We start from the raw sequence: 24343 nt of genomic DNA, 5'->3' as shown, positions 1-24343 counted from the left end.
AGGTTTCGCATGAAGCGACTTTTTTCAGTGTACGGGGACTCCATCAGCACCTTCGAAGGGGTAACCCCCGATGGCTGGAGCATTTTCTATACGGGCGATCAGCGTGAGGCGACGGGGGTACAAACGCCTGCCGACACTTGGTGGATGCAGGTCATCAACCATTTCGGCGGCGAGCTTCTCGCGAATGCCGCCTGGTCGGGCTGCGTCTGCGAGGGCAACGTGTTTCCCCAAGGCGCGAGCGAGCGCCGTATCGCCGCGCTCGAGCGGGACGGGAAAGCACCTGACGATATCCTCATCTATATCGGCATCAACGACTACGGATGGGGAACCGCTTACGCGCAGATCTGCGGCGGGTCACCGAACGCGCCGGCCGAGCTTGTGGCGAGCTGTCCCGACAAGGGGAAAGTCGCGGGACTCGCGCCCGACAATGCAGTTGAGAAGTTCGCGAGCTCGTATCGCAGCATGCTTCGCACCATGCACGAGAAGTGGCCGGAAGCCCACATCTGGGCAGCAACGCTTCTCCCTGGGCGCGTGAAGGGGGCGGAGAAGTCGACCTCGCCTCGATGGTTTCGCGGCATCTGCGTCGATGAGTACAGCAAGGCCATCCTTGACGCCGCAGCTGACGAGCCCAACTGCACGCCCGTCGACGCAGCGGCCCTCGGCTTCGACTACGAGGCAATCGATGGTACGCACCCCACGAAGCGCGGCATGAAGCAACTTGCGGCGATGTACATCCGAGGCATGGAGACCGCGGACAAGGCCCTTCCCCACACCCCCTACGAAGGAAGCGAGCTTCTCACCGACGACATGAGGACCGTCGAGTTCTGCACGAAGCCCTGCGTCGGATGCGAATTCGCGAAGGGTACGGGCAACAACTGGTGGCACGTTTGCGAAAAACAGCTGCAGTAACGCTATCCAATTTATGCTCTTGCAATAAATAACGGTCTTTGATATGGAACCGACCGTTATAATACTAGGTTGGCAATTCTTGGGCGCGGCACCGCTCGGAGAGGTGCCGAACATTATTTTAGGGTGCTCTCACGAGCAGAAATCGAAAGGAGGGGACAAGTGAATAACCTGTTGCGATTGATTGGCAACCGCCTGATTTGGCTGCCCATCATGATCTTCGGTGTCACCGTTCTCGTCTTCTTCCTGATGTCGTTATCACCCATCGATCAGGCGTACTCAGCCCTGGGCGAAAACGCGTCAGCGGAACAACTCGCGCTTTACCGCGAGCAACACGGCCTCGACGACCCCGTCGTCGTGCAGTACTGCAACTACATGGTGGGCTTCTTCCATGGCGACCTGGGAACCTTCGGCCCCGCGAACCAATCCGTCGCAGGCCGCATCGCGACCGCGCTGCCCATTACGCTGCAGCTGGGCTTCTTCGGCTTCATCATCGCGATTATTGCAAGCACGATCCTGGGCGTCATCTCGGCGCTCTATCGCGATCGCTGGCCTGACCAGGTCATCCGCATCTTCTCGATCGCCTGCATCGCGACCCCGTCGTTCTGGCTCGCCGTACTGTTCATCCTTTTGTTCTCCTCGATGCTGCATGTGCTCCCCGCATCAGGTGCCCTCCCTGCGTTCACGGAGAACCCGGGCGGCTGGCTTGCCCGCATGGCGATGCCCGGCATCGCGCTTGCCGTCCCCCTCACCGGCCAGATGACGCGCATCATCCGCACGTCGATGGTCGAGGAGCTCGACAAGGACTACGTGCGCACCGCCCGCGGCTTCGGCATCCCCTACGGCACCGTCGTCGCGCGCAACGTGCTTCGCAACGCGCTCATCACGCCGGTCACCGTGCTCGGCCTGAAGTTCGGTTACATGATCGGCGGCGCTGTGGTCTTGGAGGTCATTTTCTCGCTTCCTGGCATGGGCATGGCCATCCTTTCGGGCGTCACCTCGAACTACGTTATGCTCGTCCAGGGTGTCGTCCTCGTCGTTGCCATCACCTTCATCATCGTCAACGTGATCGTCGACATGCTCTATATCCTTATCGATCCGCGAATCAGGACGGTGTAGCACCATGGCTCAACTTCGTGGCAACCTCACTAAGAAGATGGAGGCCGGCGCCGGCAAAGTGCGCTTCCGCCGTTGGAAGAACATGACGATCGGCGCGCGCATCTCGCTTGTCGTGCTCATCGCGATCATCGCCATCGCCATCCTCGCCGACTTCATCGCCCCCTATGATCCCTATGCGATCTACACCTCGTTCACCGCGCCTAACGGCGAACACCTCTTTGGCACCGACGACAAGGGGCGCGACGTTTTGTCCCGCCTGATGTGTGGCGCCAAGTACTCGCTCACCATCGGCCTGGGCGCCACGGCGTTCGCGCTCGTGGTCGGCTCCATCGTCGGCGCCATCGCCGCCGTTGTGCGCCAGCGCATCTCCAATATCATCATGCGCATCCTGGACATCATCATGTCCTTCCCTGGCATCGCTCTCGCTGCGACCTTCATCGTCGTGTTTGGCAACAGCGTGCCCTCGCTCATCTTCGCCATCGGCTTTCTCTACATCCCGCAGATCGCCCGCATCGTGCGCGCGAACGTGATGAGCGAATACAACCAGGATTACGTGCGCGCCGTCGTCGTCTCCGGCGCCCGCGCCCCCTGGATTCTCTGGAAGCACGTCGTACGCAACTGCATCGCCCCGGTGCTCGTGTTCACCATCGTGCTCGTCGCTGACGCCATCGTGTTCGAGGCGTCGCTCTCCTTCATCTCCGCCGGCATCCCCGAACCGACGCCGACGTGGGGCAACATCCTCGCCGACGCGCGCAACGGCGTGCTCGCCGGTCGCTGGTGGCAGGCGCTGTTCCCGGGCCTCATGATCATGATCACGGTGCTCTGCCTGAATATCGTCTCCGAAGGCATCACCGACGCTATCGCAGCACCGAAGGCCGCCGTCAAGGTCGACGAGAACGATCTTAAGGGCAACCGCGAGGCTGACCGCATGGTCGCCGACCCGACGCTTGCCTACGCCGCCCAGGCCGAGATGCTCACCAAGCGCCTCGACGCACTGCGCGAGGTCGAGCTTGTGCGCACCGACCGCTTCGAAGCCCGCACCGACGTGCCGCCGATCCTCGAAGTGAAGGACCTTTGCATCAAGTTCCCGCGTCATGGCGACGTGAACGTCGTCGACCACGTGAGCTTCGTCGTCCGTCCGCGCCAAACCATGGGCCTTGTGGGCGAATCCGGCTGCGGCAAGTCCATCACGAGCCTCACCATCATGGGCCTGCTCGACAAGAAGGCGCAGATTTCCGGCGAAATCCTCTACGACGGCAAGAATCTGCTCACCCTCTCCGACAAGGAGATGAACGAGCTGCGCGGCCGTGAAATCGCGATGATTTACCAGGACGCGCTTTCGAGCTTGAATCCGTCAATGCTGATCAAGGCGCAGATGAAGCAGCTCACCAAGCGCGGCGGCACCCGCAGCGCCGAGGAACTGCTGGAACTTGTGGGACTCGACCCCAAGCGCACGCTCGACTCCTACCCGCATGAGCTCTCCGGCGGCCAGCGCCAGCGTGTGCTCATCGCCATGGCGCTCACGCGCGACCCGAAGCTCGTCATCGCCGACGAGCCGACGACCGCCCTCGACGTCACCGTGCAGAAGCAGGTTATCGACCTTCTGAACAAGCTCCAGCACGAGCTCGGCTTCGCGATGGTGTTCGTGAGCCACGACCTCGCACTCGTCGCCGAGGTCGCAAACTCGATCACCGTCATGTACGCAGGCCAGGTCGTGGAGCAGGGCCCCGTGAAGGACATCCTCACCAGCCCCGTTCACGAGTACACGCGCGGCCTTCTCGGCTCGGTGCTCTCCATCGAAGCCGGCGGCGACCGCCTGCACCAGGTGCCTGGCAGCGTTCCGTCCCCGAAGGACTTCCCCGAGGGCGACCGCTTCCGCCCGCGTTCGAGCCACCCGGACAAGATTTCAAACGTCCGCCCGATGCTCAAGCGCGTCAAGGGCACCGACCACTACTACGCCGAGCTTCCCGACAGCGAGCTGAAGCGCGTGGGAATCGAGCCCTACCTTACGGGAGGTGCAGAGTAAATGACCGAGAAGAACAATCAAGCGGCGGAAATCGTCGAAAAGGACCTTATCGCCGCCGCGAGCGACACGGAGTCTGTGAACGATATTGAGACTGCGGAGGGCCGCGAGCTTATCACCGAGCAGGAAGACGCGAAGGACGCAAATGTGCCTGCGAGCACTGTCGCTTCCGATGAGGACGGGAAAACCCCCATCATCTTCCTCGACGACGTGCATGTGGTCTTCAAGACGCGCACGGGATCGATTCTGCACCCGAACAAGGTGCACGCGGTGAACGGCCTCACCCTGAAGCTCATGCCGGGCGAGACGATTGGCATCGTCGGCGAGTCGGGTTGCGGCAAATCGACCACGGCAAACGTCATGTGCGGCCTGCAGACGCCTACGTCGGGGCACGTTTACTTCAAGGGAACCGACGTCACGAAGCGCACCGCTGCGCAGCGTCGCATCATCGGCCGCGTGATCTCAGTCGTGTTCCAGGATCCGGCGACGGCGCTGAACGCCCGTATGAGCGTACGCGACCAGCTGACCGACCCGATGATCGTGCATAAGGTGGGCGACGCGAAATCCCGCGAGGCCCGCGTGCATGAGCTCATCGAGATGGTGGGCCTGCCAGAATCCGTTCTCGATGCGCTGCCCGGCCAGATGTCCGGCGGCCAGCGCCAGCGCGTGGCCATCGCTCGTGCGCTGTCGCTCAACCCTGACGCCATCATCGCCGATGAGCCGACGTCCGCACTCGATGTTTCGGTTCGCGCACAAATTCTGAACCTACTCATGGACTTGAAGAAGCAGCTCGGCCTTGCTATGGTCTTCATCAGCCACGACATTCAGACGGTGCGCTACATCTCCGACCGCATCATCGTCATGAACCACGGTCAGGCAGTCGAGCGGGGAACCGCCGAAGAGGTGTTCAACCACCCCAAGGACGACTACACGCGCCTGCTTCTGGGCGCGGCCCCCTCGCTTCTCCACCCCAATCTTGGGAAAGAGTAAGCACCGACAAGTCAACGAAGGGCGACTCGCAAGGGTCGCCCTTTTTGTTTGCTAGAGACGGGAAATCCCAATCTCAAGGATGGATGTGGGGTGCATTCCGCGCTCAAACAGTCCTGCTCGCGCAAACAGCCCACTGGGCTGTTTGGCTCGTGCGGAACTGCGCGCGAAACGCACCCCACATCCATCGAGCGTCATATGGAGTTTTGTAAAACGTTCTTCCCTCTCCCCTTTTCATGTGATGATAAGCGCCCTTTTCTTGACGCGTTTTCCCTGCGTGCTATGCTTTTTGAGTTTGAGACAAGACCGTCAAATGAAAGGCACGGCATGGACACCAAAGAGTTCCACGGCGTAATCCCCCCCGTGGTAATCCCCCTGAACGAGAAGAAGCAGCTCGACCTCGAGTCGTTCGAGCGCTCTATCAACCGCATGATTGACGCAGGCGTGAACGGCCTGTTCTTCCTGGGATCCTCAGGCGAGGTCGCCTTCCTCACCGACGCACAACGCTACCACGTGCTGCAGGAAGCCGTGGCCATCGTGAACCATCGCGTGCCCGTGCTCGCCGGCGTCATCGATATGGAAACCCTGCGCGTTATCGACCAGTGCAAGCGCGCGAAGGGCTACGGCGTCGACGCGCTCGTCGCAACCGCCCCATTCTACGCGCTCGGCGGCCCGCGCGAGGTCGAGCGTCACTTCCGCGACATCCGCGAGAACACCGACCTGCCGCTGTTCGCTTACGACCTGCCCGTGTGCGTGCACACCAAGCTCGACCCCACGATGCTCGTGCGCCTCGGCAAGGACGGCGTGCTCCAGGGCGTGAAGGACTCCTCCGGCGACGACGTCTCCTTCCGTTGGCTCGTGCTCGAAAACGAGGACGCAGGCCATCCGCTTCAGCTGCTCACCGGCCATGAGGTCTGCGTCGACGGCGCTTACCTCGGCGGCGCGGACGGCTCCGTTCCCGGCCTTGCGAACCTCGATCCGTTCAGCTACGTCGAGCAGTACAAGGCGTTCCAGGCAGGCGATTGGGCGAAGGTCAAGGAGCTGCAGGACCACCTCGCCCGCCTCATGTTCCTCACCCGCGTCGTGAAGGCGACCGTCGGCTTCGGCGCCGGCGTGGGCGCGTTCAAGACGGCGCTCTGGCAGATGGGCGTGTTCAACACGAACCAGATGCGCGAGCCCGTCCAAGCGCTTGAAGGCGAAGACGTCGCGGCCATCGTCGAGGTCCTCAAGAAGTCGGGCCTCATGGACGCCGACGCGCCTATCCGCAAATAACGTCACCCAGCAGAGGAGCGCGGCGTGCAAAGGCGAAAGGCCCACGCGTCGCGCTCCTTTCTTTCGACCCATTCAAGGAGCAGCATGGCAACCTTCCCTGCGAACTGCGATTTTCCTGCGCGTGTTGTCGCGATCGATGTGGGCGCCACCAAGATCACGGGCAGCATCGTGCGCTACGATTCCGCCGAAGCAGAGCCCGTCGTGGAAGATTCGCGCACCGTGGCGACCGAGGCGATGAAGGGCGGGGCGAGCGTCCTCGACAAGATTTGCTCGCTCGCGAGCGACCTTGCCGTATGCGCCCCGGCCTCCCCGCTCGGTATCGGAGTGGGAACCGCCGGGCGCGTCGACGCGAAGTCCGGCGACATCGCCTACGCGAACGATCTCATGCCAGGCTGGGGCGGACAACCGCTCGCCTCCGCATTGCGCGAGCACTGCGGCGTCCCTGCCGCCGTCTTGAACGACGTGCAAGCTTATGCAGTGGGAGAAGCCCGCTGGGGCGCTGGGCGCGGTGCCGATACCTGCATCATGATTGCCGCGGGAACCGGCGTCGGCGGCGCCGTTATCGCGCATGGCCGCATCGTGCGCGGCAAGCACGGCTTCGCGGGCGAGGTGGGACATATGGCCTCCTCCGTCGCCACGGGGATTCCCTGCGTTTGCGGAGGAAGCGGGCATCTGGAAAGCGTCGCCGCAGGCAGCGGCATCGAGGCGCGTTTCTTCGAAGCCACCGAGGAGCATCTCTCCGGGGCCGAGATTTCCGCACTTGCCGCAAAAGGCGAGCAGCCCGCACGGCGCATCATCAAGGAAGCGGGCTTTGCGCTCGGCCAGGCCATCGCTGGACTTACGAACATTCTCGATCCCGACATCGTGATCTTGTCGGGCTCGGTGGTGAAAGCCGGTACCGAATGGCGTGCAGAGCTGCAGCGCGGGTTCGACGGTCAGATCCCCTCAATCCAGCGCGATCTTCCCATCGTCGATGCCGAGCTTGGCGCAACCGCCCCGCTCATCGGCGCGGCCGAGAACCTTATCGATTCGCTTTAACGCCTAAGCGGTCCTTTCACACGATGGCTAAAACCGGCGAGCTGCATACATCCTCGCAGCTCGCGCCCAACCTAAAGCACATCTCGCTAACTGCAAAGGAGCATCTCATGATCTATCCCGTTATCCAGCAACTCAAGGGGAAGCTCATCGTAAGCTGCCAGGCCTACATGGGTGAGCCCCTGCGCCACCCTGAAACGATGGCGCAGATGGCACGCGCCTGCGAGCTGGGCGGCGCTGGCGGAATCCGCTGCCAGGGACTTTCCGACATTTCCGCTATTAAGGGACGTACCGAGGTGCCCGTCATCGGCATTTGGAAAGAAGGACACGAGGGCGTCTACATCACGCCGACACTGCGTCATGCGCGCGCCTGCGTTGCCGCAGGTGCCGACATTGTCGCGGTAGACGCCACCGACCGTCCGAGGCCCGACGGCAAGACGCTCGAAGACACCGTGCGCCCGCTCAAGGAAGAAGGCGTGCTCGTCATGGCCGATTGCTCGACGATTGAGGACATCCGTCACGCCTTCGCCATCGGATGCGACATCGCCTCGACAACGCTTTCGCATCCTGGGGCCGCCATCGACTGCGGAATGGCCGACGGCCCCGACGTTGCGCTCGTGCGCCAAGCGACGACGGAATTCCCCGACAAGCCCGTCATCTGCGAAGGCCGTGTCCACACGCCCGCCGACGCAAAGGCCGCCATGGACGCCGGCGCCTGGGCAGTCGTCGTGGGAACCGCCATCACGCACCCCACGTCCATCACGAGCTGGTTTGCGGAAGCGATCGAAGGGTAAAAGTACACCGAGTCGAGTCAATCCTGGCACAAAAGCCGAGGTGTCCCACTCGGTAGTAAAGGACCAAAAAGAAGTCCCAGGTCGAGCAAACGCTTGACCTGGGACTTCTTATTTAAGGGCCTGCTTAAGTCCGTCGCATTCCCCAATTCGAGTGCTCTATCCGCGGGATACCTCGGCTTTTGTGCCAAAATCGTCCTCTCAGGATGCACTATTTTAGCAGCGAGGGTTAGCTGTCGTTTCTGCTTATTCCGACACCCCTGGCGCGCGTTTATCCCACCTAGGCTCTCCTTTAGAACAGCAGCTTCCCTCGCAAGACGACGTGCTTTACCTGAAGATCCCCGTCGAGCACGACAGCATCGGCGATCTTCCCAGGCGCAATGCTCCCGCGCTCGCCAGAGATGCCGAGCGCGCACGCCGGCGTCATCGTTGCAGCGCGAACCGCATCGGCCAAGGGGATTCCCATCTTCGTCACCGCCGTGCGCAAACACGCCATGACGCTGCTCACGCTGCCCGCAAGCGAGCCGTTCTCGATAGTCGCGCGATTGCCGTGCACGGTGAACAGCTGTCCGCCGAGCTCGAAGGTCCCGTCACCCAGCCCGCACGCTCGCAGCGAGTCGCTGATCAAAATCATGCGCTCGGGGAAAAGCGAGAATGCGAGGCGAACCATCGAAGGCGCAATATGCACGCCGTCAGCGATAATCTCGCAGGTCACGTCTCGCCGGTCGACAGCAGCGGCAATCGGACCCGGCTCGCGATGATGCAACCCCGGCATCGCGTTGAACAGGTGGGTCATGTGACGCGCTCCCGCCTCAAAGGCAGCGGCAGCCGTCTTGTAATCGGCGCACATATGCGCAAGCGAAACGCGAACACACCCCGAAACCTCGCGAATGAACTCCAGGTTGCCAGGTTCCTCCGGCGCCACATCAACCAGCTTGATCTTTCCGTTCGCCGCCTCTTGCCAACGTTCGAACTCCCCCATCGTCGCGCCGCGCACGTACGACGGGTTCTGAGCGCCAACTTTCCCCGGCGAGACGAAAGGACCCTCCATGTTGATGCCGACGATCGCGGCCTCGTCGTCGGCGCCGGAATGCTCGGCAATCGACGATACGATGGGAACCAAACGCTCCTCAGGAAGCGTCATCGTCGTCGGGAATAGGGCCGTAACGCCCTGAGAAGCTTCGTAACGGGCGATTGCGGCGATTCCCTCATCCTCGGCGTCACAGAAGTCGTGCCCCATCGCTCCGTGAAAGTGCACATCGATGAGGCCAGGAATGACCCAGCAACCGGAAGCGTCGATCGTCTGACCTGGCGAGCACTCCCCTATCGGTTCCTCCGCGAAGACACCGCCCTCGACGTACACGTCGCGCGCATCGAACCCCGCACCGCTGAAGACCTTGCCACCAGAAATGATCATACGCTTCCCTTTCTCATGCCATCGCGCGTGCAGCGAATCCTACAAAAGCGCTGCCGCCTCCTTGTCGAGCACCACCGTCACATCCGGATGCAGCTGCAAAATGCTCGCAGGAACCTGCGGAATCACCGGCCCGCGAAGCACATCGCGAACGATTTCCGCCTTGCCTGCGCCATTCACCACGAGAAGGATCTTGCGCGCCTTCATGATGGTGCCGATACCCATGGTGTATGCCTCGCGCGGCACCTCGTCAGCGGAGTCGAACAGGCGGCTGTTCGCCTGAATGGTGCTCTCCGTGAGCTCGACGCAATGGGTGGTCACAGGGAAGGAATCACACGGCTCGTTAAATCCGATGTGCCCGTTGTGCCCCAAGCCCAGAAGCTGCAGATCGACGCCACCAGCTTGAGCGATTGCCTGCTCGTAAGCGTCGCACGCCGCCTGGGCGTCCTCCATCGAGCCGTCGGGGACGTGTGTCTTCTCGACGTCGATATCGATGTGGTCGAAAAGGTTGTCCTGCATAAAGTAACGGTAGCTCTGGTCGTGAGTTCCAGGCAGTCCACGATATTCGTCGAGATTGAACGACTGCGCGTTAGCAAAGCTGATCTCGCCCGCATCGCACGCGCGCACGAGCTCGGCATACAGGCCAATCGGGGTCGTGCCTGTCGCGAGGCCAAGGACGCTGTCCGGCTTCGCCTTCAGCTGCTCCGCGATCACGTTCGCCGCGGCAACACTCATCTCCTCATAGTTTTCGGTAACCACTACGTTCACGTCAGTTTTCCTTTCCAACCAGCGGCCAGCCCGGCCGCTCCTTCGCTTTCATCCAGTGCAACGCGCATACTGCAGCGCACTCGTTATGTCCAGAACAGTACCGTCTCAAAGAAGCTCGAATACGCCCATGAATACACGTCGGAATACCATCCCGTTTCGGGGACGAAGCAAATGAGCGCGCTATAGAGGACGCTCACCGCCACAAGCACGAGAAGCACTTTGGTGAACACCTGCGAGATCGTCGAACCTGGCACAAGGTTCTCGTTCACAATGAAGACGAGAAGCACCGCGGCAGCCAAGAGCATGAAGCTGAAGTCGGCATAGTAGCGCTGCAAGATTCCCGCCATCTCCGCATCAAGCAGCGCGACGATGACACCCGCTGCGATCAGCACCAGGATGACGCCCATGATCGTGCGCGTCGATCGCTGAGAAATACGAAGCTTCAGGATGCGGGGAGCGAACGGAAGCACCCAAAGCACCGGCAGGCAGGCAAGCACGCCGCCGAAGGTGACTTCTTTGATAGTCTGCCCCATGTAGGTGGTCTCGAACGGCGTCGGCTGCAGGAAGGGGAACACCCCCGTCACGCATGGCGGCTGCAAGAAGTACGTGAACAGCGCGGGGGCCAATCGTCCCACGTTCATTCCGCGCTTCGTCATGTCGTTGACCGTGAGATTGTAGTTCGCGCCGAAGTCAGTGAGGGACCCGAAGCGCGCATTGTTATACAGCATGATGCCGGCAGCGACCACGACATACGGCGCTATTAAGCAAGCGAATTCCTGAGCGCCTCGCCTCGTGAAAAGCCGGCGCTCGGTGATGTAGCGACGCCAGAACAGCGGGAAGGCAAGAAACGATAGCAGCACGAGCTGCGGTCGGCATCCTGCGACAAGCGCCATGCATAGCGAGCCCGCCAGATACCATCCACACGGCCTCTGCGAGCCGCGACCGCACATCCACAGATAGAGCCCCCAGACGGAGAACGCCAAGCCGCACGCAATCGGCAGCGAGTAGAACGTCGGAAACTTCACCAGGTACAAAATTCCACAGCACGTGACAAGGGCAATCTGGAGAAGCAGGTATAGTCCAAGGCTCACTTGCTTGAAATGGTAGCGAGCGAAGCGATCGAGCAAGGCCGAGCACCCCAGAATGAAAGCGATCACTGCGAGGAGGACGCCGATAGCTGTTGGGAAACTTGCGCCTGTCGCCAGATAGAACGGCAAGTAAAACAGCAGCACCGGAATCACACCAAAGTACACGTAATAGTGCCCCTGGTAGTAAGCGACGTCAAACAGATACGGCTCGCCCGTCTCCTTCTGTAACTCGTCACGAGCTCCCTTGTCATAGGGATCGTCCATCTGCTGAAGCCAGTCGGGCGGCTCCTCTTCCAGATAGAGCTTCCCCTGCGACATAGATTTGGCAAGCTCGGCATACTGCTGCGCGTTCTCACCGCCGACCTCGAACGAGTTCGCAATGCTATGGCCGTCCCACGATCCGAAGTTGTAGGTCGACGTGGCAACGCCCACAAGGTTGGACCCCATGAAGAGGAACGACGAGATAAGCACGACCTCGATCGCGACCGCGCAGATGATTCCCCCCTTCGAGAGCTTCGGCCGGCGAACAATGCTCACACGGTAAACGCTCGAACCAGGGCGGAAGAGATACGTAAACGCCAGGATGCCGATCACGCCGAAAAAGCGCAGGAAGTTGAAGGAAAACGGCCGATGGGCGTTCAACACAAGACTTGTCAGGCGAACCGGGTAGTTGGTCTTCTCGTTGCCGACAAGCTCGATTCGAAGATTCTTCACGTAACCGGTAGTGTTCAGATTCACGTACTGGCTCTCCGACACCATGGTCGAGATGTCGACCTCAGGAACACCGAGGGTATATTCCGTCGTATCGAAGTACGTTGCGTGGGCATCGTCGGTGAACTGAATCTTGAAGGTGAGGTTTTGCGCAGGTTGCTCCCAGTCAAACTTGAGATACACGTTGTGGACCTCGGTGTTAAGGTTGGAAAACTCAATGACGTTGTCGACTTCGGTAATCTTATACTGCTCGTCACTTGTTTCCTGCAGCTCGAGGGAATCGCTTAAGTCGATCGAGTTGTAACCCAACGACTTGTAGAAGTTCATGTTGAACACGAAGACTTCGAGGAATAGCGCAATTGCGATAATGACAGCCGCCACCTTGGCGATATGCGCAAGCAGAGAACGCCTCGGGAGGACCCGAGACTCGTACAAATACGTGATATTCCTTCGGAGCGTTGGCATGACTCATCATTATAGCGGAGAAAGGCCCCGCTCAATGAACGGGGCCTTGGGAATACGGGGTTTTCTGGTGAGAACGACGAATAGACCGCCGCATTGCCCCTCTTACAGCTCAAGAGCCTTCTTCACGTCGGCATAGACAACGTTCGGATCCCGATCGCCATCGATGGAAACGAGCAAGTCGCAGCCACGATAGTAATCAATGAGCGGGCTCGTGGACTTCTCGTACACGTCGAGGCGATTGCGAACGGTTGCCTCGTTGTCATCGTCGCGCTGATACATCTCGCCACCGCACTTGGGGCATTGCGCGTCAGCTTCAGAGCCGATGTAGCCGCAGTCCTTGCACATACGACGCGAGGTGAGGCGCTTCACGATAACCTCGGAGTCAACGTCGATAAGAAGAGCAGCGGACAGGGGACGGCCCAGCTTGGAAAGCTCAGCGTCAAGCGCAACAGCCTGAGCGGAAGTGCGCGGGAAACCATCGAGAATGAAGCCCTTTTCCGTGTCCGGTTCGCCGAGACGCTCGGTCACAAGCCCAATGATGACGTCGTCGGGGACGAGATCGCCCGCGTCCATGAAGGACTTCGCCTTTTTGCCAAGCTCGGTTCCGGCTTTCACGGCAGCACGAAGCATGTCGCCAGTGGAGATATGGGGCGTGCCGAATTCCTCGACGAGCTTGGCAGCCTGCGTGCCTTTACCAGCGCCCGGAGCACCCAGCAACACGATATTCATGATTGAGTTCCTTTCAATCAGCAAGGATAAATTCCATCACCTATTCTACCAAACGCGCAACGTGAGCGCGAAACTTCACGCAAACGGAAAAGGCCACGGGCACTCCACCCGTGGCCTTGGTTCCTAACATGCACATGAACAGGTCATATGCAAACGGTCTTACTTGAAGAAGCCGTCGTAGTTATGCATCTTCAGCTGGCTTTCGACCTTGCTCATGGTGTCGAGCGCAACGCCGATCATGATGAGGATCGAGGTGCCGCCGAACGCCTGAATGAGCTGGTTGCCACTGAAGTAGAAGATGATCGTCGGGATGACCGCGATGCAGGCGATGAAGATACCGCCCGGAAGGGTCACGCGATGAATCACGTTCTTGATGTAGGTCACGGTTGCAGAGCCGGGACGCACACCGGGAATGAAGCCACCCTGCTTGCGCAGATTGTCCGCCGTGTCCTCGGGGTTGAACACCATCGAGGTGTAGAAGTACGCGAAGAACACGATGAGCAGCACGGTCAAAATCCAGTTGAGCCAACCGGTAGAAACTGCATCAGCGAACGCCGTCAGCCAACCAACGTTGAACAGCGCAGCAAGCTGAGCCGGGAAGTAGATGATGCAGCTCGCGAAGATGATCGGGATAACGCCCGCAGCATTCACCTTCAAGGGGATGTAGGTGGACTGGCCACCCATCATCTTGCGGCCCTGGACGCGCTTGGCATAGTTCACCGGGATGCGGCGCTGAGCGCGCTCGATGAAGATGATCGCGGGGATGCAAGCGAGAACCACGATGAGGATGAGCACCGTGATAGCAATGCCCATTCCGAAATCAGCCTGCAGGTTCACGGACGAGAAGATAGCAGCGGGGACTCGGGACACGATGCTCACGAAGATGATGAGCGACATGCCGTTGCCGATACCGCGCTGGGTGATAAGCTCGCCCATCCACATGATGAAGGCCGTACCGGCAACAAGCGTGAACACCACAATGATGTCGGTCAGAACTTCGGGGACCTGGTCGGTGAAGACCACGCCGTATGCGGAGGACTTGAAAAGCAGCAGGTAGCCGATAGCGTTGATCAGGCCAAGGCCGAGCGTCAGGTAACGCGTGACCTGGGTGATCTTGCGACGACCGGTCTCGCCTTCCTTCGCCCAACGGCCCACGGCGGGAATCACACCCTGCATCAGCTGCATGATGATCGATGCAGTGATGTAGGGCATGATACCGAGTGAGAACACGGAGAAGTGCGAAAGGGCACCGCCCGTGAACAAGTCGAGCATGGTCATCGAGACGCCCGAGTTCGAGAAGGAATTCGCGAACTCGTTGAACGGGATACCGGGCACGGGGATGTAGGCGCCGAAACGATACAGCGCCAAAATTCCCAACGTGAACAGAATCTTCTTACGAAGCTCCGGTACCTTGAATGCGTCAATGATAGAGCTTAGCAAGGCTCTTCGACCTTTCCTCCGGCTGCTTCGATCTTCGCCTTAGCGGAAGCAGACACCTTATCGACCGAAACGGTGAGAGCCTTCGTGAGCTCGCCGTCGCCCAGAACCTTCACCAGCGCATCCTCGTGCTTGATGATGCCCTTAGCCTTGAGAGACTCGCCGTTGACGACCTCGCCAGCCTCGAACTTCTCCTCGAGACGGGAAACGTTCACCGGCAGATACTCGACGCGATTGATGTTGCGGAAGCCAGGGAGCTTCGGCAGACGCATCGCGAGAGGAGTCTGGCCACCCTCGAAGCCGGGGCGCTTGCCGCCACCAGCGCGGGACTTCTGACCGTTCAGACCGCGACCGGCAGTCTTGCCATAGCCGGAGCCGTTGCCGCGACCGACGCGCTTGCGGCTGTGACGAGAGCCCTCTGCAGGCTTGAGATCCTTAAGTTCCATTGTGTAATACTCCTTACATTCGCTTCCAGGCTGTTTTACCTGGGGCTGGCAGCTCGCCGCCAGCTAACTTCCTAATAACGCCCAGATTGGCGCCACCGGTGTCCGGCGCGCCAATCCGAGATTATACCTTAATGAGAATATGTGAGCGGGGTAAATCCCAACTTACAGTTCCTCCACTTTCACAAGATGCTTCACCTTGAAGATCATGCCGCGGACAGACTCGTTGTCCACGAGGTCGTGGGAACGACCGATCTTGCCAAGACCAAGGCTCTTGAGCGTGGCAAGCTGATCCTTCTTGTAGCCGATGGAGCTCTTGATCTGCGTCACACGCAGCGTTTTCTGTGCCTCAGCCATTACTAGTTCTCCTTCCCGCCGAAGATCTGAGCGACGGACATGTTGCGGCGCTCCGCAACCTCAACCGGGCTCTGCATCTTCTGGAGACCGTCTGCAGCAGCCTTCACAACGTTCATCGCGTTGTTAGTGCCGAGAGACTTGGCGAACACGTTCTTGATGCCTGCGAGCTCCATGACCGCACGAGCGGGGCCGCCGGCGATAACGCCGGTACCAGGAGCAGCCGGCATGATGAGGACGCGGCCTGCGCCGAACTCGCCCACGATGTCGTGGGGAACGGTGCCTTCCTTGGTGATGGCGACGGAGAACATGTTCTTCTTCGCGTCATCGACGCCCTTCTTGATGGCCACAGGCACTTCCTTGGACTTGCCCAGACCGATGCCCACGCGACCGTTGCCGTCGCCGACGACGACAAGCGCGGTGAGCGCAAAGCGCGTGCCGCCCTTGACGACCTTGCACACGCGATTGATGTAAACGACGCGCTCCTGGAGCTCAGGAACGGCAGCGTTTTCTTGCTGTTTGCGAGCCATACGCTTAACCCCTTCTAGAATACCAGGCCTGCTTCACGAGCAGCGTCGGCCAGAGCCTTGACGCGCCCATGATAGAGGTGGCCGCCGCGGTCGAAGACGACCTTCGTGACGCCCTTTTCCTGAGCCATTTTGCCGATAATGGTGCCGATCTCAGCTGCGCCCTCGACGGTGCCGCCCTTCTTGCCCGTTGCCTTGAACTCGGGGCCGAGGCTGGAAACACCGCAGATGGTGGTATGCGACACATCGTCGATAACCTGCGCGTAGATGTTCGAATTGCTGCGCGTCACGCAAAGGCGCGGACGCTCAGGAGTGCCGGAAATCTTGCCGCGAACGCGACGATGGCGACGGGCTAAGCCTTTCTCATGCTTCAAATCATTGCTTCTCATGATGATCCCTTCAGTAAATTACCGTAGCGCTTAAGCCCACTAGTCGCCCTTAGCAGCCTTGCCAAGCTTGCGACGCACAACCTCGCCCTCGTAGCGAATGCCCTTGCCCTTGTAAGGCTCCGGCTTGCGCCACTTGCGAATGTCGGCTGCAACCTGGCCAACCTGCTCTTTGCTTGCGCCGTGAACGATGATCTCGGTCTGGCTGGGAACCTCGAAGTTGATGCCCTCGGGCGCTTCGATGACAACCGGATGAGAGTAGCCGAGGGAAAGCTCGAGGGACGTGCCCTTGAGCGCGGCGCGGTAGCCGACGCCGACGAGCTGAAGCTTCTTCTGGAAGCCATTCTCGACGCCTTCGACCATGTTGTGGATGAGCGTACGGGTGAGACCGTGGAGGCTCTTGGCCTCGCGGGAGTCATCCGGACGAGAAACGATGATCTCATCGCCTTCGCGGGCGATGGTCATCATCGGGTTGAAGCTGCGGTGCAGTTCGCCCTTCGGGCCCTTCACCGTCAAGTTATGACCGTCGATGGTCACCTCAACGTTGGCAGGAACGGCGACGGGCTGCTTGCCAATACGCGACATATCTTTGCCTTCCTTTCCTACCAGATGTAGGCGATAACCTCGCCGCCGATGCCCTTGTTGCGAGCGTCGCGGTCGGTCATAACGCCTTGGCTAGTCGAGATGATTGCGGTACCGAGGCCGCCGAGAACGCGCGGAAGGTCGTTCTTGCCGGCGTAGATGCGCAAACCAGGCTTGGAAATGCGCTTAATGCCGCGGATGGTCTTGGCCTTTTTGGGGCCGTACTTCATCGTGATCTCGAGGGTTGCGCGGGGTTCGCCATCAATGATTTCGAAGCCCTGGATGTAGCCCTCTTCCTGCATGATGCGGGCGATCTCGACGAGTTTCTTGCTCGACGGCATGGAAACCGTCGGCTTGCCGACAGAATGAGCGTTACGCACACGCGTAAGCATATCTGCGATGGGGTCGGTCATGCTCATTTTTGTTTTTCTCCTTTGATCCTTGATGAGCCTAAGCGCTCGGTTCGTTGGCGCCCATAACGCCTCCGCCTGATGCGCCGGCACACCCTAGCGTGTGAATCCGGAAAGGACTACCAAGAGGACTTGGTCACGCCGGGAAGTTCGCCTTTGCTCGCCAGCTCGCGCACGCAAATGCGGCACAGGCCGAACTTGCGATAGTAAGCGCGCGGACGTCCGCAGCGCGTGCAGCGGTTGTGCTGACGCGTGGAGAACTTCGGCTCGCGCTTGGCTTTGGCGATCATCGATTTCTTAGCCATGCATTCCTTCTTTCTTGCTTTAAAGGCCGCCTCCCTTAGGCAGCCTTAATGCCGAGGTTACGCAAATGGGCCGCGAGTGCGACCCGATTTGTTTTACTTGCTCTTGAACGGGAAGCCGAGCGCCTCGAGGAGCGCAAGAGCATTCTCGTTGCTTTCAGCGGTGGTGACGAACGTGATGTCCATACCACGGGTGCGGTCAACCTTGTCGTACTCGATCTCAGGGAAGATCAGCTGCTCGGTGATGCCGAGCGTGTAGTTGCCGCGGCCGTCGAAGCTGGTGCGGGAGATGCCGCGGAAGTCGCGAACGCGAGGAAGCGCAGTGGACAGCAGGCGGTCGAGGAATTCCCACATGCGGTCGCCACGAAGGGTGACCTTGCAGCCGATAGCCTGGCCCTCGCGAACATGGAAGCCTGCGATGGACTTCTTGGCGCGGGTGACGCAGGGCTGCTGGCCGGTGATGATGCGCATGTCGTTCATAGCAGCATCAAGCAGCTTGTGGTCGCTGGCGGCAGCGCCAACGCCCATGTTCACGACAATCTTCTGAAGACGCGGAACATTGTTGATGTTGGAAATGCCGAGCTCTTTCTCGAGCTTCGCGACGATTTCGCTTTTGTACTTTTCCTTCAAACGAGGAGTAGTCATTTTTGCCTCTCATCCGATGATTTGAACGCCGGATTTCCGACCCGGCGTCCCTGGATTGCCCAGGGTCATACAACAACCTGCGCACCGAAAGGCGCGCAGGTTGAAGATTATACGTTACTTGACACCTATTTGTCGATGTCTTTTCCACATTTCTTGCAAACGCGGACTTTTTTACCCTGCTCGTTAACGCGCTTGGAAGTACGGGTGGCTTCCTTGCAGTTCGGGCAAACAAGCATCACGTTGGAAACGTGAAGAGGAGCCTCAACGGTGGTGATGCCGCCCTGCGGGTTCTGCTGGGTGGGGCGCATAGCCTTTTTCACCATGTTGCACTTCTCGACGACCACGCGCTGACGCTGCGGGATGGAGCGGAGGATCTCACCGGTCTTGCCCTTGTCCTTGCCGGACAGGATCTTCACGGTGTCGCCCTTCTTAACATGCATCGAAGACATATCTCACTAACCTCCCTACAGCGTTTCCGGTGCCAAAGACACGATCTTCATGTACTTCTTGTCGCGGAGCTCGCGAGCGACGGGCCCGAAGATACGGGTGCCGCGCGGGGAGCCGTCCTGGTTGATCAGGACAGCCGCGTTCTGGTCGAACTTGATGTAGCTGCCATCGGCGCGACGCACTTCCTTCTTGACGCGCACGACGACGCAGCGCACAACCTCGCCCTTTTTCACGGAGCCGTTCGGCATTGCTTCCTTGACGCTGCAGATGATCACGTCACCGAGGCCCGCGTAACGGCGCTTAGAGCCGCCCAGGACCTTGATGCACTGCACCTTGCGAGCGCCGGAGTTGTCGGCAACCGCGAGCATGGTTTGCATCTGAATCATTGCTTAACCTAACTTTCTCGTGAATAGCATGCAAAAACGCACGTGCTATTTTGCCTTCTCGACGATCTTCGACAGACGCCAGCGCTTCATCTTGGACAGCGGACGCGTCTCCATGATCTGAACAGTGTCGCCGATGCCGGCTTCGTTGTTCTCATCATGCGCATGGAACTTCTTGGTGGTGGTGATCATCTTGCCATAGACCGGATGCGGCTTGCGCTCCTTGACGGCAACGACGATGGTCTTGTCATTGGCATCGCTGACCACAACGCCCTGGCGGACCTTGCGCGAATTGCGAGTTTCACTCATGTTGCACTAACCTTTCTCGCCTTAAGCGCTCAGCTCGCGCGCACGCATCTCGGTCTGGATGCGAGCGATGTCTTTTTTAACCTGACCAACACGAGCGGTGTTGTCGAGCTGGCTGGTAGCCATCTGGAAACGCAGGTTGAAAAGCTCAGCGCGCGCTTCCTTCAGTTTCGCCTGCAGATCGTCGGCAGACAGTTCACGAATCTCTGCTGCTTTCATTTACGCCTGCCCCTCCGTTTCTTTGGAAACAATCTTGCACTTGATGGGCAGCTTGTTGATGGCAAGGCGAAGAGCTTCCTTAGCGGTCGCTTCGTCAACACCATCGAGCTCGAACATGATGCGGCCCGGTTTAACGACGGCTACCCACTCTTCGGGGTTGCCCTTGCCGGAGCCCATGCGGGTTTCTGCCGGCTTCTTGGTGATCGGCTTGTCGGGGAAGATCGTGATCCAAACCTTGCCGCCACGCTTCATCTGGCGGGTCATGGCGATACGAGCAGCCTCGATCTGACGATTGGTGATCCAGTGAGCTTCGAGGGCCTGAATGCCCCAGGAACCATGGCTCAGACGGGTGCCGCCCTTGGCTTTGCCCTTCATGGAGCCACGCTGCACCTTGCGGTGCTTGACGCGCTTAGGTACGAGCATTACTTCGTCCCCCTTTCGTTACGGTCGTTGCGACGGGAACGGCTCGGACGAGAGGTGCCTTCGAGGGCCGGCTGGGGAGCCTTCTGGCCGGGGAGGACCTCACCGTGGTACACCCACACCTGGATGCCGATGGCGCCCATGGTGGTGTTAGCGGTGCAGAAGCCGTAATCGATCTTAGCGCGGAGAGTATGCAGAGGCACGCGGCCTTCGCGGTACCACTCGCGGCGGCTCATCTCGGCACCACCGAGACGGCCGGAGCACTGGATGCGGATGCCCTTGGCACCGCTCTTGCGAGCGGACTGCACGGCCTTGCGCATCGCACGGCGGAAGGCCACGCGGCCTTCGAGCTGCTCAGCAACGGACTGAGCGATGAGATTCGCGTCGAGCTCGGGACGCTTGACCTCGACGACCTCGATGTTCACGGGGCCGTTGGCGATCTTCTCGAGCTTCTTGCGGAGAGCGTCGATTTCGGCGCCCTTCTTGCCGATCACCACGCCCGGACGAGCGGTGGTGACGATGACCTTGATCTTGTCGCCTGCGCGCTCGATCTCGACCTTGGAGACGGCGGCACGGGAGAGCTGCTTGTTCAGGAACTCGCGGATCTCGAGGTCGTTCGCCAGGTTAGTGGCGTAATTCTTGTCGGCGTACCAGCGGCTGCGCCAGTCTTCGGTGACGCCGATGCGGAAACCAGTCGGGTTGACTTTCTGACCCATGTGCTTTATGCCTCCTCTCGCGGGGCGACGACGATCGTGATGTGGCTCGTGCGCTTGCGGATGCGAGCGGCGGAACCCTTTGCACGGGGACGAATACGCTTCATCGTGGGGCCTTCGTCAACGTAGGCCTTCTTCACGACGAGGGACTCGGCGCGCAGGTGGTTGTTGTGCTCCGCGTTCGCAACGGCGGAGTTGAGAACCTTCTCCACGGTCTCTGCGATACCGCGATTAGTGAAGCGCAGAATCTCCTGAGCCTGGGCGACGGACTTGCCGCGAACGAGGTCGACGACGATACGCGCCTTGCGGGGAGAAACGCGGACGTAACGGGCTTGTGCTCTAACTTCCATTGTTCACCCCTACCTATCTCTTGCCCTTGTCGGCGGAATGACCCTTGAAGGTGCGGGTCGGGGCGAATTCGCCCAGCTTGTGGCCGACCATAGATTCAGTAATGTACACCGGCACGTGCTTGCGTCCATCGTGGACGGCGATGGTGTGGCCCACCATGTCCGGGAAGATGGTGCTGGCACGCGACCAGGTTTTGATGACGTCTTTTTCGCCAGCTGCGTTCATGGCCTCGATACGGCCAAGCAGACGCGGCTCTACGAAAGGACCTTTTTTCAAACTTCTGCTCACAGTTACTCCTTAACGTGTCCGCGCTACTTCTTGCGACGACGGATGATGAGACGGCTCGAAGCCTTCTTCGGGTTGCGGGTGCGATGGCCCTTGCTGGGCATGCCCCACGGCGAAACAGAGTTGCGACCCGAAGACTTGTTCTTGCCTTCGCCACCGCCGTGTGGGTGGTCGACCGGGTTCATGACGGTGCCGCGGACGGTCGGGCGGATGCCCTTCCAGCGGTTGCGGCCGGCCTTGCCGATGCGGATGTTGGCATGCTCGGCGTTGCCGACTTCGCCAACGGTCGCGCGGCAGGTCAGAAGGACGCGGCGCATTTCGGAGGACGGCATACGCAGGATTGCGTACTTGCCTTCCTTACCCATGAGCTGGATGCTCGTGCCGGCGGAACGCGCAAGAGCGGCGCCCTTGCCAGGCTGGAGCTCAACCGCGTGGATCAGCGTACCAACGGGGATGTTGGCGAGCGGAAGCGCGTTGCCCGGCTTGATGTCGGCCTCGGGACCGGAAACGACCATATCGCCGACCTTCAGGCCCTTCGGGTGAAGGATGTAGCGCTTTTCGCCGTCGACGTAGTGCAGAAGCGCGATGCGGGCGGAGCGGTTCGGATCGTACTCAACCGTTGCCACCTTGGCGGGCACGCCGTCCTTGTTGCGCTTGAAGTCGATGATGCGGTAACGACGCTTGTTGCCGCCGCCCTGATGACGGACGGTGATGCGGCCCTTGTTGTTGCGACCAGCCTTCTTGTGAAGGGGCGCAAGCAGCGACTTCTCCGGCTTCGACGTGGTGATCTCGGCGAAATCGGAGACCGTTTGGAAACGGCGGCCAGGGCTCGTCGGCTTGTACTGTTTGACTCCCATGACACTCTCTTTCTTGCTGGGTTTTTGCTCGCGCGCCTCTCCGCACACCAAAAACCCTCCTACCTTACGTGGCTTCCCGATTGCCGTGGGCACCGATGGAGGCTCGATGTCATGACGCCGGTCTAACCACGCGCCCGGGTGTATCCATAACACCGCAGACGCAACTGAAGATTATACACATCTTTTGGAGTACCGGCAAGAAGGACTTTTCGTAGCGACCTGGGAACACAAGGTGACCACAACTCTTTACCAAACCCTTCACCTAGCAACGGGTATCACTCCCCCACCCTTTTAGTAAGATATCTTGTTGTGAAAAGACGCCGTTTGACGAGACGGCGAATGAAGATAATTCGACTAAGGAGCAGCATTGAGCGCATCATCCCAAGCTTCAGCGCAGAAAGTCCTCGTGTTCGACTTCGGGGCGCAGTACGGGCAGCTGATCGCCCGACGCGTGCGCGACCTTCATGTGTACTCGGAGATCGTGCCGTGCGACATCACCGCCGAGGAGGTGCGCGAGATGTCGCCGTCCGCCATCATCTTGTCGGGAGGCCCGGCGAGCGTGAACGCCGAAGACGCCCCGCGCGTCGACCCCGCGATCTACGAGCTGGGCGTGCCGGTGCTCGGCTTTTGCTATGGGCATCAGATCACGGCGGTGACGCTCGGTGGCACCGTGTTCCACCCCGAGGTAGGCGAATACGGCCCCGCGACGCTTCACGTTGAGGGCGGTGCGCTTTTCGAGGGCACCCCGGCCGATCAAACCGTGTGGATGAGCCACTTCGACGCCGTGCGCGATGTGCCCGAGGGCTTCACCGTGGTGGCATCGACCGACGTATGCCCTGTCGCCGCGATGGAGAACGCCGAGAAGCGCATCTACACCACGCAGTTCCACCCCGAGGTCAAGCACACCGAATTCGGCCAGCAGATCCTCTCCAACTTCCTCTTCGGCATTTGCGGCCTCGAGGAGAACTGGTCGATGGACAACCTCGTCGAGACCATGACCGCCGAGTTCCGCGAAAAGGTCGGCGGGGACCGCGTCATCCTGGCGCTTTCCGGCGGCGTGGACTCCTCCGTGGTCGCCGCCCTTGGTGCCCGTGCCATCGGCAAGCAGATGACCTGCGTGTTCGTGAACCACGGCCTACTGCGCAAGGGCGAGCCCGAGCAGGTGGAGGAAGTTTTCACTAAGCAGTTCGACGTCGACTTCATCCATGTGCACGCCGAGGACCGCTATGCCGAGCTTCTGGCCGGCGTGACCGAGCCGGAGCAGAAGCGCCGCATCATCGGCACGCAGTTCTGGAAGGAGTTCTTCGCGGTCGCTCAGCAGCTGGAAACCGACGGCAAGCCCGTGAAGTTCCTGGCCCAGGGCACTATCTACCCCGACATCATCGAGTCCGGCGCGCGCAAGACGGGCGGCAAGGCGTCCACCATCAAAAGCCACCACAACCTGATTCCGTTCCCCGATGGCGTGAGCTTCGACCTTATCGAGCCGCTCGACCACTTCTTCAAGGACGAGGTCCGCGAGCTGGGTCTTGCGCTGGGCCTTCCGGCGCACATCGTGTACCGTCAGCCGTTCCCGGGTCCTGGCCTGGCCATCCGCATCATCGGCGCGATCGACAAGGAGAAGCTCGAGATCTTGAAGAACGCCGATGCCATCGTGCGCGAGGAGCTCGACGCCTACAACGCACGGCTTTTCGAGGAGACCGGCGAGCGCAACTCCGAGCACAGCTGCTGGCAGTACTTTGCGGTGCTGCCCGATATCAAGAGCGTGGGCGTCATGGGCGACGAGCGCACCTACCAGCGCCCAATCATCCTGCGCGCCGTCGAGAGCTCCGACGCCATGACCGCCGACTGGGCGAAGCTGCCCTACGAGGTGCTGGGCAAGATTTCCAGCCGTATCGTCGCTGAGGTGCCCGGCGCCAACCGCGTGTGCTACGACATCACGCCGAAACCTCCTTCGACAATAGAGTGGGAGTA

30 protein-coding genes are annotated in these 24343 nt (G+C 60.2%); 8 read left to right on the top strand and 22 right to left on the bottom strand.

Features of this window, described 5'->3' with window-relative positions:
* Window positions 1-9 precede the first annotated feature (9 nt).
* From Q0I65_RS07095 to Q0I65_RS07065, 7 genes are all read left to right on the top strand, one after another.
* On the top strand, window positions 10-909 hold the full coding sequence (locus Q0I65_RS07095) for an SGNH/GDSL hydrolase family protein (RefSeq protein WP_296061668.1): 900 nt from the start codon (window positions 10-12) through the stop codon (window positions 907-909).
* A 159-nt stretch (window positions 910-1068) separates the two neighbouring features.
* Window positions 1069-2025: an ABC transporter permease gene (locus Q0I65_RS07090; protein ID WP_296061666.1), complete on the top strand. Its 957-nt coding sequence runs from the start codon at window positions 1069-1071 to the stop codon at window positions 2023-2025.
* A gap of 4 nt (window positions 2026-2029) precedes the next feature.
* A complete protein-coding gene (locus tag Q0I65_RS07085; protein WP_296061664.1) occupies window positions 2030-4051 on the top strand; it encodes a dipeptide/oligopeptide/nickel ABC transporter permease/ATP-binding protein in 2022 nt (673 codons plus the stop codon).
* A gap of 111 nt (window positions 4052-4162) precedes the next feature.
* Window positions 4163-5038: a dipeptide/oligopeptide/nickel ABC transporter ATP-binding protein gene (locus Q0I65_RS07080; RefSeq protein ID WP_366513236.1), complete on the top strand. Its 876-nt coding sequence runs from the start codon at window positions 4163-4165 to the stop codon at window positions 5036-5038.
* A 324-nt stretch (window positions 5039-5362) separates the two neighbouring features.
* Window positions 5363-6307 (top strand): dihydrodipicolinate synthase family protein, encoded by a 945-nt coding sequence (locus Q0I65_RS07075; RefSeq protein WP_296061659.1) that lies wholly within the window; start codon window positions 5363-5365, stop codon window positions 6305-6307.
* A gap of 84 nt (window positions 6308-6391) precedes the next feature.
* Window positions 6392-7345 carry an ROK family protein gene (locus Q0I65_RS07070; protein ID WP_296061657.1) on the top strand — a complete coding sequence of 318 codons (954 nt, stop codon included), beginning with the start codon at window positions 6392-6394 and terminating at the stop codon, window positions 7343-7345.
* A gap of 107 nt (window positions 7346-7452) precedes the next feature.
* Window positions 7453-8136 (top strand): N-acetylmannosamine-6-phosphate 2-epimerase, encoded by a 684-nt coding sequence (locus tag Q0I65_RS07065; RefSeq protein ID WP_296061653.1) that lies wholly within the window; start codon window positions 7453-7455, stop codon window positions 8134-8136.
* A 289-nt stretch (window positions 8137-8425) separates the two neighbouring features.
* Here Q0I65_RS07065 and nagA read toward each other — a convergent pair whose 3' ends face one another.
* The 22 genes from nagA to rplB form a co-directional block, all read right to left on the bottom strand.
* A complete protein-coding gene (nagA, locus tag Q0I65_RS07060) occupies window positions 8426-9550 on the bottom strand; it encodes an N-acetylglucosamine-6-phosphate deacetylase (RefSeq protein ID WP_296061650.1) in 1125 nt (374 codons plus the stop codon).
* Between the two features lie 39 nt (window positions 9551-9589).
* The gene (gene nagB / locus Q0I65_RS07055; RefSeq protein ID WP_296061648.1) at window positions 9590-10315 is read right to left on the bottom strand and encodes a glucosamine-6-phosphate deaminase; all 726 of its coding nucleotides are present in this window, start codon (window positions 10313-10315) and stop codon (window positions 9590-9592) included.
* Window positions 10316-10398: 83 nt separating this feature from the next.
* Window positions 10399-12549: a cytochrome C oxidase Cbb3 gene (locus Q0I65_RS07050; RefSeq protein WP_296061644.1), complete on the bottom strand. Its 2151-nt coding sequence runs from the start codon at window positions 12547-12549 to the stop codon at window positions 10399-10401.
* A 132-nt stretch (window positions 12550-12681) separates the two neighbouring features.
* Entirely contained in the window at window positions 12682-13308 is a 627-nt protein-coding gene (locus Q0I65_RS07045) for an adenylate kinase (protein ID WP_296061641.1), read from the bottom strand.
* A gap of 159 nt (window positions 13309-13467) precedes the next feature.
* Complete coding sequence (gene secY / locus Q0I65_RS07040) at window positions 13468-14748, bottom strand: preprotein translocase subunit SecY (RefSeq protein WP_158050410.1); 1281 nt, start codon at window positions 14746-14748, stop codon at window positions 13468-13470.
* Window positions 14742-15191 carry a 50S ribosomal protein L15 gene (rplO, locus tag Q0I65_RS07035; protein ID WP_158050409.1) on the bottom strand — a complete coding sequence of 150 codons (450 nt, stop codon included), beginning with the start codon at window positions 15189-15191 and terminating at the stop codon, window positions 14742-14744. Before rplO ends, secY begins: the two co-directional genes overlap by 7 nt.
* Window positions 15192-15353: 162 nt before the next feature.
* Complete coding sequence (gene rpmD / locus Q0I65_RS07030; RefSeq protein ID WP_158050408.1) at window positions 15354-15545, bottom strand: 50S ribosomal protein L30; 192 nt, start codon at window positions 15543-15545, stop codon at window positions 15354-15356.
* A 2-nt stretch (window positions 15546-15547) separates the two neighbouring features.
* Window positions 15548-16072: a 30S ribosomal protein S5 gene (rpsE, locus tag Q0I65_RS07025; RefSeq protein WP_276998479.1), complete on the bottom strand. Its 525-nt coding sequence runs from the start codon at window positions 16070-16072 to the stop codon at window positions 15548-15550.
* A 14-nt stretch (window positions 16073-16086) separates the two neighbouring features.
* Window positions 16087-16458 (bottom strand): 50S ribosomal protein L18, encoded by a 372-nt coding sequence (rplR, locus tag Q0I65_RS07020; RefSeq protein ID WP_296061623.1) that lies wholly within the window; start codon window positions 16456-16458, stop codon window positions 16087-16089.
* A 39-nt stretch (window positions 16459-16497) separates the two neighbouring features.
* Entirely contained in the window at window positions 16498-17040 is a 543-nt protein-coding gene (gene rplF, locus Q0I65_RS07015; RefSeq protein ID WP_296061620.1) for a 50S ribosomal protein L6, read from the bottom strand.
* 17 nt (window positions 17041-17057) lie between these two features.
* Entirely contained in the window at window positions 17058-17456 is a 399-nt protein-coding gene (gene rpsH, locus Q0I65_RS07010; protein ID WP_158050404.1) for a 30S ribosomal protein S8, read from the bottom strand.
* A gap of 110 nt (window positions 17457-17566) precedes the next feature.
* A complete protein-coding gene (locus Q0I65_RS07005) occupies window positions 17567-17752 on the bottom strand; it encodes a type Z 30S ribosomal protein S14 (protein WP_158050403.1) in 186 nt (61 codons plus the stop codon).
* Between the two features lie 93 nt (window positions 17753-17845).
* Window positions 17846-18394, bottom strand: coding sequence for a 50S ribosomal protein L5 (gene rplE / locus Q0I65_RS07000; protein WP_296061614.1), 549 nt, complete (start codon window positions 18392-18394; stop codon window positions 17846-17848).
* A gap of 125 nt (window positions 18395-18519) precedes the next feature.
* Window positions 18520-18834 (bottom strand): 50S ribosomal protein L24, encoded by a 315-nt coding sequence (gene rplX / locus Q0I65_RS06995; RefSeq protein ID WP_246155894.1) that lies wholly within the window; start codon window positions 18832-18834, stop codon window positions 18520-18522.
* Between the two features lie 24 nt (window positions 18835-18858).
* On the bottom strand, window positions 18859-19227 hold the full coding sequence (gene rplN / locus Q0I65_RS06990; RefSeq protein WP_158050400.1) for a 50S ribosomal protein L14: 369 nt from the start codon (window positions 19225-19227) through the stop codon (window positions 18859-18861).
* 45 nt (window positions 19228-19272) lie between these two features.
* On the bottom strand, window positions 19273-19533 hold the full coding sequence (gene rpsQ, locus Q0I65_RS06985; protein ID WP_158050399.1) for a 30S ribosomal protein S17: 261 nt from the start codon (window positions 19531-19533) through the stop codon (window positions 19273-19275).
* 21 nt (window positions 19534-19554) lie between these two features.
* Window positions 19555-19749, bottom strand: a complete 195-nt coding sequence (gene rpmC, locus Q0I65_RS06980) for a 50S ribosomal protein L29 (protein ID WP_139652572.1) — start codon at window positions 19747-19749, stop codon at window positions 19555-19557.
* Window positions 19750-20172: a 50S ribosomal protein L16 gene (rplP, locus tag Q0I65_RS06975; RefSeq protein WP_158050398.1), complete on the bottom strand. Its 423-nt coding sequence runs from the start codon at window positions 20170-20172 to the stop codon at window positions 19750-19752.
* Complete coding sequence (rpsC, locus tag Q0I65_RS06970) at window positions 20172-20885, bottom strand: 30S ribosomal protein S3 (protein WP_158050397.1); 714 nt, start codon at window positions 20883-20885, stop codon at window positions 20172-20174. The genes rplP and rpsC overlap by 1 nt, the downstream gene beginning before the upstream one ends.
* 5 nt (window positions 20886-20890) lie before the next feature.
* Entirely contained in the window at window positions 20891-21232 is a 342-nt protein-coding gene (rplV, locus tag Q0I65_RS06965) for a 50S ribosomal protein L22 (RefSeq protein WP_158050396.1), read from the bottom strand.
* Between the two features lie 13 nt (window positions 21233-21245).
* Window positions 21246-21518: a 30S ribosomal protein S19 gene (rpsS, locus tag Q0I65_RS06960; RefSeq protein ID WP_296061600.1), complete on the bottom strand. Its 273-nt coding sequence runs from the start codon at window positions 21516-21518 to the stop codon at window positions 21246-21248.
* Between the two features lie 23 nt (window positions 21519-21541).
* Window positions 21542-22372 carry a 50S ribosomal protein L2 gene (gene rplB / locus Q0I65_RS06955; RefSeq protein ID WP_158050394.1) on the bottom strand — a complete coding sequence of 277 codons (831 nt, stop codon included), beginning with the start codon at window positions 22370-22372 and terminating at the stop codon, window positions 21542-21544.
* 367 nt (window positions 22373-22739) lie between these two features.
* On the opposite strand from rplB, the gene guaA reads away from it, so the two are divergent.
* The coding region (guaA, locus tag Q0I65_RS06950) for a glutamine-hydrolyzing GMP synthase (RefSeq protein WP_296061596.1) at window positions 22740-24343 on the top strand (1604 nt) is incomplete at its 3' end.

Origin of the sequence: uncultured Ellagibacter sp. (assembly GCF_934643285.1) — a bacterium.
Classification (GTDB): Bacteria; Actinomycetota; Coriobacteriia; order Coriobacteriales; family Eggerthellaceae; genus Ellagibacter.
Note: the sequence above shows the minus strand (reverse complement) of the source record. Positions and strands in the feature narration are given on the sequence as shown.